This window comes from Mesorhizobium sp. M7A.F.Ca.US.006.01.1.1 (assembly GCF_003997935.1).
Classification (GTDB): domain Bacteria; phylum Pseudomonadota; class Alphaproteobacteria; order Rhizobiales; family Rhizobiaceae; genus Mesorhizobium.
In genome coordinates, this window is record NZ_RZQL01000069.1 from 1 (window position 1) to 16,458 (window position 16,458).

Genomic DNA, 16,458 nt, shown 5'->3' on the forward strand with positions numbered 1-16,458 from the left:
GAGCTGATCGAACTGGTGGCGCTGCGCGGTGGCACCGGCCGCCCCGACATCGTTTCGCTGCCGGAACTGTTCGAGGCCCGCCTCACCGGCCTGGGTGGCGGCAGCCGGCCCCCCTTCTGGTTCTCCCGGCTGACCGTACGCTCTATCGAAATTGCGCGGAACTTGCTCGAACGTCTCAAGCAGGCGCTGGCGCCGCTTGCAGCCTTCCGCGGCCGGGATGATGCCGACCTTGCCGCACTTGTCAGGGCCAGTGTCGTCACACTCGAAAATCTCGGCCGCACCGCCGACGGCGGCCTTGGCGAGCTTTATGCCGGTGACGCCGGCGAGAAGCTTGCCGAACTGCTGCGCGGGCTGGTCGCGGCTTCGGCTTCGCTGTCCTTCGCGGCGACCGAGTGGCCCGATATCATGGCGGCGCTGATCGCGCCTGAAACGGTCAAGCCGGCACAGGGCACCGACCGGAACATCGCCATCTGGGGCGCGCTTGAAGCGCGCTTGCTGACCGTCGACACGCTGGTCATCGGCGGGCTCAACGAGGGGGGATGGCCGCGCAAGCCCGAGAGCGACCGCTTCATGTCGCGGCTGATGAAGACCGGCATCGACCTCGAACCGCCCGAGCGGCGCATCGGCCTTGCCGCGCATGATTTCCAGATGGCGATGGGCGCTGGGAAAGTGGTGCTGTCCCGCTCGGCGCGTGCCGGCGACGCACCCGCCGTGCCGTCGCGCTGGCTGCAGCGGCTGCTGACCTTCATCGGCAGCGACCAGGCAGCAGAATTGCGCCGGCGTGGCGACGAACTGCTCGCCTGGGCGCGCGCGCTGGATACCGGCCCGAGGCAGGATTTCGCGCCACGGCCGCAGCCGAAGCCGCCACTGTCGGTGCGCCCGACGCACTTCTCGGTCACCGAGATCGAGACCCTGCGCCGCGACCCCTACGCCGTCTATGCAAGACGCATCCTCGGCCTGATGCCGCTCGATCCGGTTATTCGCGACCCCGGAGCCGCTGAGCGCGGCACGCTGTTTCACGCCATCCTGCACCTGTTCTCAGGCAGCGTCGCCGATCCGCGCGCGCCCGATGCGCTTGCCGGCCTTATCGCCGCCGGCCGCGCCTGTTTCGCCGAAGCCGCCCTTCCGGCCGATGTCGAGGCGGTGTGGTGGCCGCGCTTCGAGAAACTCGCCGCCAACATCATCGAGTGGGAGCGCACGCGCGCCGATGCGGTGACAAGGCGCCATGCCGAGGAGCGCGCCGGCAAGACCGTTGTCGGCCAGTCCGGCGTGACGCTGTCCGGCTACGCCGACCGGGTCGACCTTTTGGCCGGCGGCATGGCCGACATACTGGATTACAAGACGGGCTCCTCGCCGTCCAAAGCGCAGGCGCACACACTGCTGGCGCCGCAGCTGGCGCTGGAGGGCGCGCTGCTCAGGCGCGGCGCCTTCAAGGATCTGGGCCCGCGCGAGCCCTCTCAACTGGCCTTCATCAGGCTGAAGCCGAATGGCGAGGTGTTCGAGGAATCCATCCTCGAACACAACCGCCAGCCGCGGACCGCGACCGATCTTGCCGAAGAGGCCTGGGCACGGCTTGAAAAGCTGTTGATCCACTATGCCGACCCGGTGACCGGCTACCTGTCGCGCGCCCTGCCGTTTCGCGAGGGCGAGACGGATGGCGATTACGACCATCTTGCCCGCGTGCTCGAATGGTCGGCCGGCGGCGATGCCGGTGACGAGGGAGGGGAGGCATGAAGAAGGCCTATCCCATCCCCAGCGACACCGCGACCAGCCAGGCCCGCGCCGCTGATCCCGGGAATTCCGCCTGGGTGTCGGCAAATGCCGGCTCCGGCAAGACCCATGTGCTGGCCCAGCGCGTCATCCGGCTGCTGCTGCGCGGCACCGATCCGTCGAAGATCCTGTGCCTGACCTATACGCGCGCCGCCGCCGCCAACATGTCCAACCGGGTGTTCTCGACACTGTCGGAATGGACCACGCTCGGTGACGCCGACCTTGCGGCAAAGGTCGAGGCGCTGGAAGGCCGCCGGCCCGATCTCGAGACCATGCGCCGGGCGCGGCGCCTGTTCGCCGAGGCGCTGGAAACGCCCGGCGGGCTGAAGATCCAGACCATCCATGCCTTCTGCGAATCGGTGCTGCACCAGTTTCCGCTGGAGGCCAACATCCCGGCCCATTTCGAGATGCTCGACGGCCAGATGGAAGCGTCGCTGTTTGCCGCGGCGCGCCGCGACATGATCTCCGGCACAGCCGCCGGTGACAAAGATCTGGCCGAGGCCTTTGCCGCCATTCTCGATCGCGGCGGCGAAGCCGGGCTCGATGCCTTGCTGGGCGAGATCGTCCGCAAGCGCGACGGCTTGCGCAATTTCATCGACGCTGTCGGGCGTGATGGCACGCGCTTCCAGGCCCTGTTCGACGAATTCCATTTCCATCTAGGCCAGACAGCCGAGGGCATAGCCGCTTCGGTATGGCCGTTGCCGGGCTTCCTGCCCGACTATTTTGCCGGCTTCGCCCACGCCGCCGAGGCCGCCGACGCCCGATCAGTGCTGAACAACATCCTGCCCTATGCGCGGCAGGCTTTTGCCGAGGGCGATTCCATTCGCCGCCTGCAACTGCTGGCGCGAGCCTTCCTCAAGACCGATGGCGGCGCATACGACCCGGCAAAAGCCTTCAAGAAGGCCCTGGTCGACCGGTTGCCGGATCTAGCGGAGCGCTATCTCTCGGCCGCCAACGCAATCGTCGAAACCACCGATCGTCTGGCCCTGTTCCGGATGCTGGAAGGCACGGCTGCGGCGCTGACCATCGCCGACTGGCTGATCGCCCGCTACGAAATGCTGAAGCGCAGCCGCGGCTTTCTCGACTTCAACGACCTGATCACCCGCACCGTCAACCTGCTGGCGCGACCAGACGCCGGCCCCTGGGTGCAGTACAAGCTCGACCAGGGCATCGACCATATCCTGCTCGATGAAGCGCAGGACACCAGTCCGGACCAATGGGAAGTGGTGAAACGGCTGGCAGAAGAATTCTTTGCCGGCTTTGGCGCGCGCGACAGGGTCCATCGCACGGTCTTCGCCGTCGGCGACGAGAAGCAGTCGATCTATTCGTTCCAGGGGGCTGCCCCGGACTCCTTCGCCGACAGCCGGCTGTTGTTCGCCGGACGAGTGCGCGACGCCGAGGCGTCCTTCGCCGACCTCAAGCTGACCTGGTCGTTCCGCTCGACCGACGATGTTCTGACCGCGGTCGACCGCGTCTTCGCCGACGCAAACGTGCGGCGCGGCATCAGCCATGATCCCGATCCGCTGCGCCATCAGGCGATCCGCACCGACGCACCGGGCTATGTCGAGGTTTGGCCGTCAGTCGGCGCCGATGTCGTCGATGAGCCCGACGACTGGACGCAAGCCATCGACCATGCGCACGCGCCGGCGGTGCGCGTGGCCGAGAACGTCGCCGCCACCATCGCCGGCTGGATCGGCAGTGGCGAAATCATCGAAGGCCGCGGCAAGCGACTGCGGCCGGGCGACGTTCTGGTTCTGGTGCGCAAGCGCGATCGCTTCGTCCATGCGCTGACCAGGGCGCTCAAACGCCGCGACATTCCGGTCGCCGGCGCCGACCGGCTGAGCCTGCCCGGACACATCGCGGTCAAGGACCTGATCGCGCTCGGTCACCTCCTCATCCAGCCGCAGGACGATTTGTCGCTCGCCGCGGTGCTGCGCAGCCCGATCTTCGATCTGCCGGAAGAGACGCTTTTCACGCTCGCCGCGCAGAGGCCGGCTGGCCTGTCGTTGATCGCATCGCTGCGCCAGCGCGCCGGCGAAAGCGAGAGACTGGCGAAGATCGCCGCCCAGGTCGACATCTGGACGAACGAGGCCGCCTTCAAACCGGTGTTCGAGTTTTACGCCGCCCTGCTGGCGCGCGATGGCGTGCGCCGCAAGATGATCGCGCGGCTTGGGCCCGAAGCCGGCGACATTCTCGACGAGTTCCTGAGCTTCTGCCTCGCCGAGGAGCGAACCGGCCTGCCGGGGCTGGAAGCCTTCCTGTCGACGCTGGAAAACGCCGGTCCCGAGATCAAGCGCGAGATGGACCAGACCCGCGACGAGGTCCGGGTCATGACCGTGCACGCCGCCAAGGGCCTGGAAGCGCCGGTTGTGTTCCTGGTCGATGGCGGTTCCGCACCGTTCAGCGACCAGCATCTGCCACGCCTGATGCCCTTCGATAGCTCCGGCGCGAACTGGGACGGCAAAGGCTATCTCTGGCGTTCGGCCAGCGACGTCGCCAACGGCTTTTCCAAAGCAGCGGCGGCGCGGGCACGGGAACTCGCCGACGACGAGTACCGCCGGCTGCTCTATGTCGGCATGACCCGTGCCGAGGACCGGCTGATCGTCTGCGGCTATCACGGCAAGCGGGCGCCGAACGCCGGCACCTGGCACTCGATCGTCAGCCGCGCGCTGCTCGGCGCGCCGGAAAGCGAGCAGCGTCCGCATCCCGCCGACGGCGAACCGGTACATCGTTTCCATGTGACCAAGCTGCCGCCGGTCGAACAGGCTTCCAGCGAGCAGGCGCGGCCGACGGGTGCTTTCGGACCTTTGCCGTCGACCCTGTTTCGGCCTTTGCCGCCGTTCGAGGATCTGCCGCGCCCGCTGTCGCCATCGGGCGCCTCGGCGCTGATCGATGAAGGCAAGGAAGCCGTGGTCGACAAGGCGTCGCCCGTGCTCGATGCCGATGCCGATGCCGAGCCGGGCTTTGCCGTGCTGCGCGGGCTCGCCCTACACAAACTGCTGCAGATGCTGCCGGGCATTGCCGAGCCCGAACGTCAGGGCGCGGCGAAACGCTATCTCTTGCGAACCGGTGCGGACTGGCCGCCATCAGAGCGAGAAAAGGCCCTGGCGTCGGTCACATCGATCCTTGCCGATCCCGACTTCGGTCAGTTGTTTGCACCATCGTCACGTGCCGAGGTCGCGATCATGGGCAGCCTGGAGGTCAAGGGCAAAAAGCGCTCGATTTCCGGGACGATCGACCGTTTGGCCGTGACATCGGACGCGGTCTCGATCGTCGACTACAAGACCAACCGGCCGGCGCCCGGCTCGCTTGCCGAGGTTCCGCCGGCCTACGTCCTGCAGCTGGCGCTCTATCGCGCCCTGTTGCAGCCGCTCTATCCCGGCCGCGCGGTCAAGGCGGCCTTGCTGTTCACCGAGGCGCCGCGACTGATCGAACTGCCGGCCGGCGCCATGGACGACGCCCTTGCTCGACTCACGCGAGCGTGACACAACACCTGCTTGAAGAAGGGCGCGATCACCACCACATTTGGTGGGACAAAAACTTTCAAAAGGATTTTCCCATATGGCAACCGTGAAGGTCGACAAGAGCAACTTCCAGACCGACGTGCTTGACGCCAGCGTACCGGTCGTCGTCGATTTCTGGGCGGAATGGTGCGGCCCCTGCAAGCAGATAGCGCCGGCGCTCGAAGATATCGCCACCGAACTCGGCGCCAAGGTGAAGATCGCCAAGCTCAACATCGACGAGAATCCGGAGCTTGCCGCCCAGTTCGGCGTGCGCTCGATCCCGACGCTGATGATCTTCAAAGGCGGCGAAATGGCCGACATGAAGGTCGGTGCGGCGCCCAAGACCGCGCTGTCGCACTGGATCAACGGCAATCTCGCCTGATCCTTCTGAAATTCATGACCATCAAGCCCGGCTTCGCGCCGGGCTTTTTATTGGCGTCATTGGTAACAGGCACTGGCCCTCGCGTCCGGGCACTCCATGTCATCTGCTTGAGCCAGACAGGAGAACCCCATGACCGGATCCGCCAAGGCCACCGTCTTCATCGACAATGAGCGCGTCATCGTCACCGAATACCGCTTCGCGCCGGGCGAGAACACCGGCTGGCATCGCCATGGCCACGACTATGTCGTCGTGCCGCTGATGGACGGCAAGGTGAAGCTGTTGACCAAGGACGGCGAATCCTTCGCCGAAATGAAGAAGGGCGCGCCCTATTTTCGCAAGGAGGGCGTCGAGCACGACGTCATCAACGCCAACGAAGGCGAATACGCTTTTATCGAGATCGAACTGAAGTAACGCCGCCGATCAATGCGCTGGAAATCCACCGCGTGATGGCACGCCATCAACTGCCATCTTGATGGCAGCAGCGGATCGGCCTATATCTCTTCTAAAAGGGATTTCGAAATGGCCGAACCACAGCTCTCAGTCCGTAGCGCAAAGGCGCGCGACCTGGCTCATAGACTTGCGCGTCGTGAAAACCGTTCGATAGCCGATGTGGTAGAACGTGCGCTCGAATCCTACGAAATTCGTGAAGCTGGCCGTGAGCCTGCTTCCACCTTCTACGCCAGCCTGCCCGCAAACCATGGCGCCGACATCGATCTGGAAAAGATCATTCGCGAAAGCCGCCAGGTTCATTCGGGACTTGAGCTTTGATTTTCGTCGATACCAACGTGATCTCGGAGAGTCTGAAGAAGGCGCCGGACCAAGCTGTCCTGGCGTGGCTTGTGCGCAATGACGCTGAACTGGCCCTTCCCACGGTGACGATTGCTGAAATCGCCTTCGGTATTCAAAAAATACGGCCTGATGAGCGTGCCGATCGGCTGGAGCAGGGACTTTCCCGGTGGCGCCATCGATTTGCCGGCCGAGTTTTTGGACTGACCGAAGAGGCTGCCATGGCTTACGGCGAGATCATGGGGACCGCGACGCGCCAAGGTCGCGGCATGTCAGCTCCCGATGGCATGATTGCGGCGATAGCGCGCGTGAACGGTGGCCGGCTGGCAACGCGCAATCTCAGCGACTTTGGCACCACCAGCCTTGATCTGATCTCACCGTGGGATTTCTAAAGGTCGAAAGCCAAGGTTCGGCCTCAGCCGCCGCAGCCGCCCAAGGCACGAATAGTCGGCGCCTCAGGTCGGCGGGGTGCCGTTCTCGGCCAGCACCGCGCCGGTCAGATACAACGAACCGCTGATCAGTATGCGTGGCGCCGGACCGTCCCAGGTATCGCGCAGCAGCATCAGCGCGCTGGCGACGGAACTCACCGGCTCGGCGGTCAGCCCGGCTTCCGTCGCGCGGACCGCCAGTTCGTCGTTTGGCACGCCGGCCTCGCTGAGGCTCACCGGTACCGTGTAGACATGCCGGGCGAGGCCTTTGAAGGCACGGAAATAGCCGCTCTGGTCCTTGGTGTTGATCATGCCCGAGATAAGGAACAGCGGACGCGGGTTCTTCTCTTCCTGCTCGGCCAGCGCTTCGGCAACCACCACGCCGGCGCCCGGATTGTGGCCACCGTCGAGCCAGATATCGGCGCCCTTGGGTGCCAGTTCGGCCAGCCGGCCCTGCATCAGCTTCTGCATACGGCCGGGCCAGGCGACATTGATCATCGCCTTTTCGGCGGCGCGATGGCTGATCTCGAAACCGGCCGCCTTGACCGCGGCGATCGCCGCCGCCGCATTGGCGAACTGGTGGCGGCCGGGCAGCCTGGGCGGCGGCAGGTCCATCAAGCCGTCTTCGTCCTGGTAGACCATGCGGCCGTTTTCCTCGAAGGCAAGGAAATCCTGGCCGTAGACGAAGGTCGGGCACTCCAACCGTTCGGCAGTTTCGATCAGCACCTGCAGCGCCGTTTCGCTCTCCTGCGCGCCGATGACCACCGGACAGCCGGGCTTGATGATGCCGGCCTTTTCGGCCGCGATCAGTTCGACACGGTCGCCGAGATAGGCCTCGTGGTCGAGCGACACCGGCATGATCACCGACACGGCCGGCTCCTTGACGACATTGGTCGCGTCGAAGCGGCCGCCGAGCCCGACCTCGATGATCGCGGCGTCGGCCTGGTGTTCGGAAAACAGGAGGAAGGTGACGGCGGTGAGGATCTCGAAGACGGTGATCTTCTCGCCTTCATTGGCCCTGGCCGCACGGGCAATGGCATCGGCGAAAACCCTGTCCTCGACCAGCCTGCCGCCGCCATCGGCGGCCAGCCGGTAACGCTCGTGCCAGTTGACCAGATGCGGCGAGGTGTGGACATGGACGCGGTAGTCCGCGGCCTCGAGCAGGGCGCGCGAAAAGGCGGCGCACGAGCCCTTGCCGTTGGTGCCGGCGATGTGGATGACCGGGGGCAGCCGATCCTGCGGATTGTCAAGCCGCTCCAGCAGCCGCGAAATGCGGTCGAGCGAAAGGTCGAAGCCTTTCGGATGAAGCGCCATCAGGGCTTCGATTTCGCGGTCGGCGGCAAGCGTCGTCATGGCAGAATCCTAGCGCATGAGCCGTGAAAACCAGAATCGGTTTCGGATGGCCATGGCAATCAAAAGCTACAGCGCGCCGAAGCCCTCGTGCAATCGCGGTCGCGGCGCTTCGTGTCGCTTCAGGCTTGCGGCCGAGCTTCCGCGGCGACCACCGCCGGCGGCAGGATTTCCGGCTCCAGCGGCTTTTCCTCTTCCGGCAGCTTGAGCAGCATTTTTAGCAGCCGCGATATGGTTTCGCGCAGCTCCAGCCGCGACACCACCATGTCGACCATGCCGTGCTCCATCAGATATTCGGAGCGCTGGAAACCGTCGGGCAGTTTCTCGCGGATCGTCTGTTCGATGACGCGCGGTCCGGCAAAGCCGATCAGCGCGCCGGGCTCGGCGATGTGCACGTCGCCCAGCATGGCGTAGGAGGCGGTCACGCCGCCCGTGGTCGGGTTGGTCAAAACGACGATGTAGGGCAGGCCGGCTTCCTTCAGCCGGTCGACACCGACCGTTGTCCGCGGCAATTGCATCAGGGACAAAATACCTTCCTGCATGCGCGCGCCGCCGGAAGCGGCGAACAGGATCAGCGGCCGCTTGCGCTGCAGGGCCACTTCGAAGCCATGCACGATGGCGTCGCCGGCGGCCATGCCGAGCGAGCCGCCCATGAAGGCGAAGTCCTGCACCGTGACCACAACCGGCAGACCCTCGACGGTGCCCAGCGCATTGATGATCGCGTCCTCAAGGCCGGTCTTGGCCTTGGCGTCCTTCAACCGGTCGACATAGCGCTTCTCGTCGCGGAATTTCAGCGGATCCTGCATGACCTTGGGGTTGTCCAGGGTCTCGTATTTGCCGCCGTCGAAGAAGAATCTCAGCCGCTCCTTGGCCGAGATCTTCATGTGATGGCCGGAGGACGGAATGACGAACTGGTTGGATTCCAGGTCCTTGTGGAACACCATTTCGCCGGTCTCCGGATCCTTGATCCAGAGATTCTCGGGCATGTCGGTGCGCCGGCCGAGCATCGAATTGATCTTCGGGCGAACGTAATTGGTGATCCAGTTCATCGCTTCGGCTCCTGTCCTGACGAGGATTGGGAAGAGGTAGGAGAACTATTCGGCAGCAGCAAGGCGGGCCGAGCGCACACCTTGCGCAAGGCCGCTGACCAGCGTGGCGACGGCTTCGGCCGGATCGGCGGTCTTTTCGCCCTTCGGTCCCAGCACATTGGCCACCGCATTGACGATCGCGGTGCCGACGACGACGCCGTCGGCATTGGCGCCGATCACCCGGGCCTGCTCGGCGGTCTTGACGCCGAAGCCGACGCAGACCGGCAGGTCGGTGTGGCCCTTGATGCGCTTGACCGCCGCCGCCACCTTGCCGGTGTCGGCCAGTGCCGAGCCGGTGATGCCGGTCATCGACACGTAATAGACGAAGCCGGACGTGTTCTGCAGCACTTTCGGCAGGCGCTTGTCGTCGGTTGTCGGTGTCGCCAGCCGGATGAAGTTGATGCCGGCTTTCAGCGCCGGAATGCACAGTTCCTCGTCCATCTCCGGCGGCAGGTCGACGACGATCAGCCCGTCGATGCCGCTGGCGACCGCGTCCTTGAGGAAGCGGTCGACGCCATAGATGTAGATCGGATTGTAATAGCCCATCAGCACGATCGGCGTCTCATTGTCACTGGTCCGGAAGTCGGACGCCATCTGCAGCGTCTTGACCAGCGTCTGGCCGCCTTTCAGCGCCCGCAGGCCCGCTGCCTGGATCGCCGGGCCGTCGGCCATCGGATCAGAGAACGGCATGCCGAGCTCGATGATGTCGGCACCAGCCTTGGGCAGTGCCTTCATGATCGACAAAGAGGTGTCGTAGTCGGGGTCGCCACCCATGAAATAGGTGACGAGCGCCGGGCGGCCTTCGTTCCTGAGTTTCGCCATGCGGCGGTCGATGCGGGTGGCCATGATCAGATCTCCATGCCCAGCATCGAAGCCACCGTATGCACGTCCTTGTCGCCGCGGCCGGACAGGTTGACGATGACGATCTGGTCCTTGTCCATGGCAGGCACGATCTTCACCGCATGCGCGATGGCATGTGCCGATTCCAGCGCCGGGATGATGCCTTCGACGCGCGTCGTCAGCTTGAAAGCCTCCAGCGCCTCGTCATCGAGGATCGGCACGTATTCGACGCGGCCTGAATCGCGCAGCCAGGAATGCTCCGGCCCGACGCCGGGATAGTCGAGGCCGGCCGAGATCGAATGGCCGTCCATGATCTGGCCATCGGCGTTCTGCAAGAGATAGGTGCGGTTGCCATGCAGCACGCCGGGCGCGCCGGCATTCATCGAGGCACAATGCTCGATGCCGTCGAGACCGCGGCCGCCGGCCTCGATGCCGATAATGCGGACTTCCTTGTCGTCGAGGAACGGATGGAACAGGCCGATGGCGTTCGAACCACCGCCGACAGCGGCGATGATGGTGTCGGGCAGCCGGCCTTCCTGCTCGAGGATCTGCGCCCGCGCCTCGATGCCGATCACCGACTGGAAGTCGCGCACCAGCTCCGGATAGGGGTGCGGCCCTGCGGCGGTGCCGATCAGGTAATAGGTGTCCTCGACATTGGTCACCCAGTCGCGCAACGCCTCGTTCATGGCGTCCTTCAACGTGCCGTGGCCGGCGGTCACCGGACGGACCTCGGCGCCGAGCAGCTTCATGCGGAAGACGTTGGGGCTTTGCCGGGCAACGTCGGTGGCGCCCATATAGACGACGCAGGGAAAGCCGAAGCGGGCCGCGACCGTGGCCGAGGCCACGCCATGCTGGCCGGCGCCGGTCTCGGCGATGATGCGCTTCTTGCCCATGCGCTTGGCCAGCAGGATCTGGCCGAGGCAGTTGTTGATCTTGTGCGAGCCGGTGTGGTTCAAATCCTCGCGCTTGAAATAGACCTTTGCGCCGCCGAGATGCTTCGTGAGGCCTTCGGCGAAATAGAGCTTGGACGGCCGTCCGGCATAATGGGTTGAAAGGTCAGTCAGCTCAGCCCTGAAATCCGCATCGTTCTTGACCTCGTTCCAGTGCCGCTCCAGGTCGAGGATCAGCGGCATCAGCGTTTCGGCAACGAAACGACCGCCAAAAATGCCGAACATGCCCTGTTCGTCGGGTCCGGTGCGGAAGGAATTGGGTGTCGCCGGCTTGTTCATCGCCGATCTCCTGGCATCTTGACTTATGAAGCATGTCCTTGTCGGAAAACCGGTTCCCACTTTTCCGGGACATGCTCTGGTTTAAGGCACTACTAGGCTGCGCGGGTGTTCCGCGCGGCCCTGACGGCCCGGAAAAACTGTTCGATCAGCGCCGGATCCTTAACGCCCGGTGCGCTTTCCACGCCTGAGGAAATGTCTATTCCGGGCGGGTCGGCAAGCCGAAGGGCATCGCCGATATTGGCGGCGTTGAGCCCACCGGAAAGCATGTAATCGACGCTGCCGTCAAGGCCGGCGAGGATGTGCCAGTCGAAGGTTACACCGTTGCCGCCCGGCAGTTCGGAGCCTTTCGGCGGCTTGGCGTCGAACAGGAACCGGTCGGCCATGCCGATGAACGGCTTTATCCGCTCCAGATCGGCGGCCTCGCTGATCGGCAGCGCCTTCATCACCGGCAGGCCATAGCGGGCTTTGACCTCGGCCACTCGGTCGGGCGTTTCCGCGCCATGCAGCTGCAGCATGTCGGGCTGCATTTTGGCAACGATTTCATCCAGGAAGGCGTCGCTGGCATCGACGGTGACGGCAACCGCCATCGCCTTGCCGCGCGCCGTCTCGCGCAGACGGCCAGCCTCGGCAGGTTCGACATAGCGCGGGCTTTTGGCGAAGAAGATAAACCCGACATGGCTGGCGCCGTCGGCCAGCGCCGCAGCCATTGCCGCGTCGGTCTTCAAGCCGCAGATCTTGATGTCGAGTGTCATGGCGCGGGAATTGGCATGAAAAGCGAAAAGAGTCGAGAAAAAGCATGCTGTTTGCCGGCACGGCCAAAGGCGCTACCTATGGATGGACAGGATGCAAGGCGGGAGCATGATCATGGCCGACAGGACAATTGCCGAACTCAGGCAGAAGATCGCGCAGGCGCGCGAGGTCATCGCGCACCTGATCGACAAGGCCGCCTTCAATGGCGCCGAGGCGCACCGGGCGCTCGACTATTTCGGCGGCGATGAATTCGACGGCAGTTTCCTGCCGTGGCCGCATCATGGCGATGAGGGGTTGCGGCCCGAGGACTTGAACGCCGCCAACGACGATTGAAGGCAGACGCCGCCAAACGCCCTCGACTTCGTCATCCTAGGGCGAAGCAAGGAGCGAAGCGACGCGCGCAGACCCTAGGATCCATGCCGTGACGGTGAGGCTATGCTCCGGCGGTGCAGAAACCGAACGCCTACCAGCCCGTCCCGCGAAACAGCTCGAACCATTCCGGATTGGCCTTTTCGATCAATTCGATCTTCCATTGGCGCGGCCAGCGTTTCAGCGACTTCTCGCGCTGGATGGCATCGGTGATATCGAAAAATTCTTCGTACCAAACCAACCGTTGCACACCGTAGCGGCTAGTGAAGCGCGAGCCCTCACCGGATTTGTGCTCCGGCATGCGGCGACCGAGATCGTTGGTGACACCGATAGTGCCGTCCTTCTGGCTCGCAGTCATGTAGACATAGCCGGTCATCGTTTTAGCGTAGCGAGCACAGGCGCGGGGACAAGCGCCATTCTGATCCGTTGCATTCTAAGGCACACGTCACGGCATGGATCCTAGGGTCTGCGCCGCGTCGCTTCGCTCCTTGCTTCGCCCTAGGATGACGAAGACGGAAAGGCTCCGCCAATCTCCAATGTTTGCGTCTTAAAAGCAGCCCTCCCCCGAGACGCCCACACCGCCCTCCTACTCGAACATGATCGCCTGCAGCGCACCGCCATTGCGCTTCAGCCAGTCCTTGCAGCGATCGGTGTCGGGGCAGAGCTTTTCGCACAGTTTCCAGAATTTCGGACCGTGGTTCATCTCCTTGAGATGCGCCACTTCATGCGCGACGAGATAGTTGATGACCGGCGACGGCGCCATCATGATGCGCCAGGAAAAGGACAGATTGCCTTCGGAGGTGCATGACCCCCAGCGGCTTGACGTGTCCTTGAAGCGGATCGCCTTGGCGCGCTTGCCAAGCGCCTCGGTGTGCTTGGCCACCAGCTTCTCGATTTCCTTCTTGGCCTCGCGCTTGAGGAAATCGGCGAGGCGGCGCGGCAGATGTATGCGGTCGCCATGAACGATCAAGAGCGGACCACGTTCGTCGCGCGACACGGTGACGGTGCCGCGCTTTGACGGTTCATGGACGATGCGGTGCGGCACGCCGCGCACCGGGATCCTGATGCCGGGCCGCACCTGCGGCCGCGTCGGCACCTTGGCCAGTCGCTGCTCCAGCCAGTCCTGGTGCCGCTCGAGGAACCTGTCCACTTCGCCGCGGCGCAGGCCTGGCGGCACGGTGATGCGCAGACCCTGGCCGCCTGAATCGATGCGCAGCGTCATTCGGCGCGCCCTGGCGCTCTCGACGATCTTGAGCGGCAGCGTGCGGCCGGCGACGCAATATTCGCGCTCCACGACAGGCGTGGGCTTGGGCTTTGTCAGATTGCGAAAGAAGCCGAGAGTCATGGCGGGACGATACGCGATTCGAGAAAAACGACTAGAACAAAAAAGAAACGGCGCCGCTCGCGCGACGCCGTTTTTTCACGATGTGGCCAGTCGCTTGGCCTCAGTCGTCAAGCAGGTTCGAACCCTTGCCACGCTTGGTGGCCGTCGTCCCCGTGCCCGGATCGGTCTTCGTCGGCGCCGTCGACTTGTTGCGGTTGGCCATGAAGCGGTCGAACTCGTCCTGGTCCTTGGCGCGGCGCAATTCGCGGGCGTATTCGTCGAACTGGGTCAGCATCTCATCGAGCTTGCGACGCTCTTCGTTCAGCCTTTCAAGTTCCTTTTCGCGCCAGTCGTCGAAAGCGACGTTGCCGGTGCGGGCGGAACCATTGCCCCAGCGCGCGGCCTTGTCGGAACCGCGGCGGCAACCGGCGAAGATGCCGTCGGTCGCACGGTTGACGTCACGCTTGAAGCCATCGAGGCGGTCGCCCCAGATGATGTAGGCGAGCATGGCGAAGCCGAGCGGCCAGAACACCATGAAACCCACAACCATCAACGCGATGGTTGCCGGCGTCCAGGCCGGACGGATCAATGCGGATGTGTTCATTTTCTCCCATTCCTTCGGTTGGAGACAGCCAAACCCGGCTGCGTGGAATCGAAATGGGAAGAGAAAAACGGCGATTCAAGACAATGTCCGCCAAATCCGGACAAGCATCTGAAATGATTATCGCTTTTTGATCATATCGAGGAAAAGCACGACCAGCCCGGCAATCAGGCCCCAGAATGCTGCGCCAACGCCGAACAGCGTCAGACCCGACGCGGTGACGACAAAGGTGACGGTGGCGGCCATGCGATCCGCCTCTTCCTTCAGCGCGATAGAAAGCGCGTTGGCGAGCGACGCCATCAGCGCCAGGCCTGCCACCAGCACGATCAGGCTCTGCGGCAGCACCGCGAAGATCGCCACCAGCGAAGCGCCGAAAATCGCAAAGATGAGATAGGCGAGCGCATAGAACGGCCCGGTCTTCCAGCGCTCGGCGGGATCGGGATGGACATCCGGCCCGGTGCAGATCGCCGCCGAGATCGCCGCCAGATTGGTCGTCGAGCCGCCGAACGGCGCCGACAGCAGCGAAAACAGGCCGGTGACGCCGATCAGCGGGCCGGGCTCCGGATGGTAGCCGGCGGCACGCAGCACGGCGAGGCCGGACAGGTTCTGTGAGGCCATGGTGACGAGATAGAGCGGCAGTGCCAGGCCGATCATCGCCTTGGCGGTGAAATCGGGCGCGATCAGCGTCAGCGTCGACAGTTCCGGTGTCGGCAGGCCGCCGACACGGCCGGTGAGGAAAGCGGCGAGGCCACCACCGATCAGCACGGCCAGCACCGACAGCGCCGGGTTGAACAGGCGGATGACGAAGAAGGCGGCAATCAGCGGCAGGATCAGCCACGGGTCGACAGGAACAGTCTTCACCGCATTGAGCGCGAAGGTGACGACGATGCCGGCCAGCATGCCCGAGGCGACGGAGGGCGGTATCCTCGAGATCAGCTTCGTCAGGGGCCGAAACAGCCCGGTGGCGATCAGAAGGACGCCGGTGACGATGAAGGCGGCGACGGCCTCGCCCATCGAAAAGCCGCTCGATGCCGCGATCAGCGCCAGGCCCGGCGTCGACCAGGCGGTGATGACAGGCATTTTCGTGCGCCATGACAGCCACAGGCTCTCGATCGCCATGGCCAGGCAAATCGTCGTCACCCAGCTTGCCGTCTCGATCTGCGTCGCGCCGACTGCGTTGGCGGCTGCGATGACGATGGCCAGCGTGCCGCCGAAGCCGACGATCGCCGCGACGAAGGCGGATATCGGAATGGAAAGGCGCATCAGTTTCCCCTCTGCGCCATCGCATCGACGGCCCGCACCAGCATGTCGAGATCCTGCGGTCGCGACAGGCGATGGTCGCCGTCGGGGATCAGCGACAGTGTCACGTCGTCCGCCGGCAGCAGGCTGACCAGCTTCAGCGCATGGCTTGCCGGCACGTCCGCATCGGCCAGGCCCTGCAGGATATGCACCGGGCAATGGGTGTCGATAGGGCCCGTCATTACCCTGTTGTTGCGCCCGTCCTCGATCAGCGCGCGGGTGTAGATGTAGGGCTCGGCGGAATAGTCGGAGGGCTCTTCGAAGAAACCTTTTTTGGCGAGATCGCGCTTCTGCGCCTTGGTCAGCACCGGTTCGATCAATTCAGCGGTAAAATCCGGTGCCGGCGCCAGCAGCACCAGGCCAGCGACGTTGCTGTCATCAGCCTTGCGCAATTCCTGCACCATGCGCAGCGCGATCCAGGCGCCCATCGAGGAGCCGACAAGGATCTGCTTGCCCTTGGTGAAATGCCGGAACACGGCAAGGCTCTGTGCAAGCCATGTCGAAATCGTGCCGTCGGCAAAGGCGCCGTCGGATTCGCCGTGGCCGGAATAGTCGTGGCGCAGGAAGGCGCGGCCTTCTTTTGCCGCCCAGTCCGACAGCGTCTGCGCCTTGGTGCCCAGCATGTCCGACTTGTAACCGCCGAGCCAGACGATACCGGGCGCAGAGCCAGCAGTATGGCGTACCGCGATGCGCGATCCATCTACATCCAAAAAGATTGGGAGCGTGGCGTTCATGGCTT

At 64.3% G+C, this 16,458-nt stretch carries 17 protein-coding genes; 7 read left to right on the forward strand and 10 right to left on the reverse strand.

Going from position 1 to position 16,458, the window contains the following annotated elements; translation table 11 throughout:
* The 6 genes from addB to EN943_RS14280 form a co-directional block, all read left to right on the forward strand.
* Positions 1 to 1,734: double-strand break repair protein AddB (addB, locus tag EN943_RS14255; RefSeq protein ID WP_127413051.1), on the forward strand; the 1,734-nt coding region annotated here is incomplete at its 5' end.
* On the forward strand, positions 1,731 to 5,255 hold the full coding sequence (gene addA, locus EN943_RS14260) for a double-strand break repair helicase AddA (RefSeq protein WP_127413052.1): 3,525 nt from the start codon (positions 1,731 to 1,733) through the stop codon (positions 5,253 to 5,255). The genes addB and addA, both read left to right, overlap by 4 nt.
* A gap of 76 nt (positions 5,256 to 5,331) precedes the next feature.
* A complete protein-coding gene (gene trxA, locus EN943_RS14265) occupies positions 5,332 to 5,655 on the forward strand; it encodes a thioredoxin (protein ID WP_127263186.1) in 324 nt (107 codons plus the stop codon).
* A 129-nt stretch (positions 5,656 to 5,784) separates the two neighbouring features.
* On the forward strand, positions 5,785 to 6,066 hold the full coding sequence (locus tag EN943_RS14270; protein ID WP_013528325.1) for a cupin domain-containing protein: 282 nt from the start codon (positions 5,785 to 5,787) through the stop codon (positions 6,064 to 6,066).
* A 108-nt stretch (positions 6,067 to 6,174) separates the two neighbouring features.
* Positions 6,175 to 6,423: a type II toxin-antitoxin system VapB family antitoxin gene (locus EN943_RS14275; protein WP_127413053.1), complete on the forward strand. Its 249-nt coding sequence runs from the start codon at positions 6,175 to 6,177 to the stop codon at positions 6,421 to 6,423.
* The gene (locus tag EN943_RS14280) at positions 6,420 to 6,833 is read left to right on the forward strand and encodes a type II toxin-antitoxin system VapC family toxin (RefSeq protein WP_127413054.1); all 414 of its coding nucleotides are present in this window, start codon (positions 6,420 to 6,422) and stop codon (positions 6,831 to 6,833) included. Before EN943_RS14275 ends, EN943_RS14280 begins: the two co-directional genes overlap by 4 nt.
* Before the next feature lie 63 nt (positions 6,834 to 6,896).
* On the opposite strand, the gene EN943_RS14285 is transcribed toward EN943_RS14280, so the two are convergent.
* The 5 genes from EN943_RS14285 to EN943_RS14305 all read right to left on the reverse strand — a co-directional run bounded on the left by EN943_RS14285 (position 6,897) and on the right by EN943_RS14305 (position 12,128).
* Positions 6,897 to 8,222 carry a folylpolyglutamate synthase/dihydrofolate synthase family protein gene (locus EN943_RS14285; protein ID WP_127413055.1) on the reverse strand — a complete coding sequence of 442 codons (1,326 nt, stop codon included), beginning with the start codon at positions 8,220 to 8,222 and terminating at the stop codon, positions 6,897 to 6,899.
* 119 nt (positions 8,223 to 8,341) lie between these two features.
* Entirely contained in the window at positions 8,342 to 9,268 is a 927-nt protein-coding gene (gene accD / locus EN943_RS14290; protein WP_127413056.1) for an acetyl-CoA carboxylase, carboxyltransferase subunit beta, read from the reverse strand.
* A gap of 45 nt (positions 9,269 to 9,313) precedes the next feature.
* On the reverse strand, positions 9,314 to 10,153 hold the full coding sequence (trpA, locus tag EN943_RS14295) for a tryptophan synthase subunit alpha (RefSeq protein ID WP_127413057.1): 840 nt from the start codon (positions 10,151 to 10,153) through the stop codon (positions 9,314 to 9,316).
* A gap of 2 nt (positions 10,154 to 10,155) precedes the next feature.
* Entirely contained in the window at positions 10,156 to 11,376 is a 1,221-nt protein-coding gene (gene trpB, locus EN943_RS14300) for a tryptophan synthase subunit beta (RefSeq protein ID WP_127413058.1), read from the reverse strand.
* A gap of 92 nt (positions 11,377 to 11,468) precedes the next feature.
* The gene (locus EN943_RS14305; RefSeq protein WP_127413059.1) at positions 11,469 to 12,128 is read right to left on the reverse strand and encodes a phosphoribosylanthranilate isomerase; all 660 of its coding nucleotides are present in this window, start codon (positions 12,126 to 12,128) and stop codon (positions 11,469 to 11,471) included.
* A 112-nt stretch (positions 12,129 to 12,240) separates the two neighbouring features.
* Here EN943_RS14305 and EN943_RS14310 point away from each other — a divergent pair, with 112 nt between their 5' ends.
* The gene (locus EN943_RS14310) at positions 12,241 to 12,459 is read left to right on the forward strand and encodes a hypothetical protein (RefSeq protein ID WP_127413060.1); all 219 of its coding nucleotides are present in this window, start codon (positions 12,241 to 12,243) and stop codon (positions 12,457 to 12,459) included.
* Positions 12,460 to 12,589: 130 nt separating this feature from the next.
* Here the strand turns inward: EN943_RS14310 and EN943_RS14315 are convergent, their stop codons facing one another.
* From EN943_RS14315 to EN943_RS14335, 5 genes are all read right to left on the reverse strand, one after another.
* Positions 12,590 to 12,871, reverse strand: coding sequence for a GIY-YIG nuclease family protein (locus EN943_RS14315; RefSeq protein ID WP_127413061.1), 282 nt, complete (start codon positions 12,869 to 12,871; stop codon positions 12,590 to 12,592).
* Positions 12,872 to 13,081: 210 nt separating this feature from the next.
* The gene (locus EN943_RS14320) at positions 13,082 to 13,840 is read right to left on the reverse strand and encodes a M48 family metallopeptidase (protein WP_013528316.1); all 759 of its coding nucleotides are present in this window, start codon (positions 13,838 to 13,840) and stop codon (positions 13,082 to 13,084) included.
* A 100-nt stretch (positions 13,841 to 13,940) separates the two neighbouring features.
* The gene (locus EN943_RS14325) at positions 13,941 to 14,423 is read right to left on the reverse strand and encodes a DUF2852 domain-containing protein (RefSeq protein WP_127413062.1); all 483 of its coding nucleotides are present in this window, start codon (positions 14,421 to 14,423) and stop codon (positions 13,941 to 13,943) included.
* A gap of 117 nt (positions 14,424 to 14,540) precedes the next feature.
* Positions 14,541 to 15,683 carry a benzoate/H(+) symporter BenE family transporter gene (locus EN943_RS14330; RefSeq protein ID WP_127413063.1) on the reverse strand — a complete coding sequence of 381 codons (1,143 nt, stop codon included), beginning with the start codon at positions 15,681 to 15,683 and terminating at the stop codon, positions 14,541 to 14,543.
* Positions 15,683 to 16,453, reverse strand: coding sequence for an alpha/beta hydrolase (locus EN943_RS14335; RefSeq protein ID WP_127413064.1), 771 nt, complete (start codon positions 16,451 to 16,453; stop codon positions 15,683 to 15,685). The genes EN943_RS14330 and EN943_RS14335 overlap by 1 nt, the downstream gene beginning before the upstream one ends.
* Positions 16,454 to 16,458 lie beyond the last annotated feature (5 nt).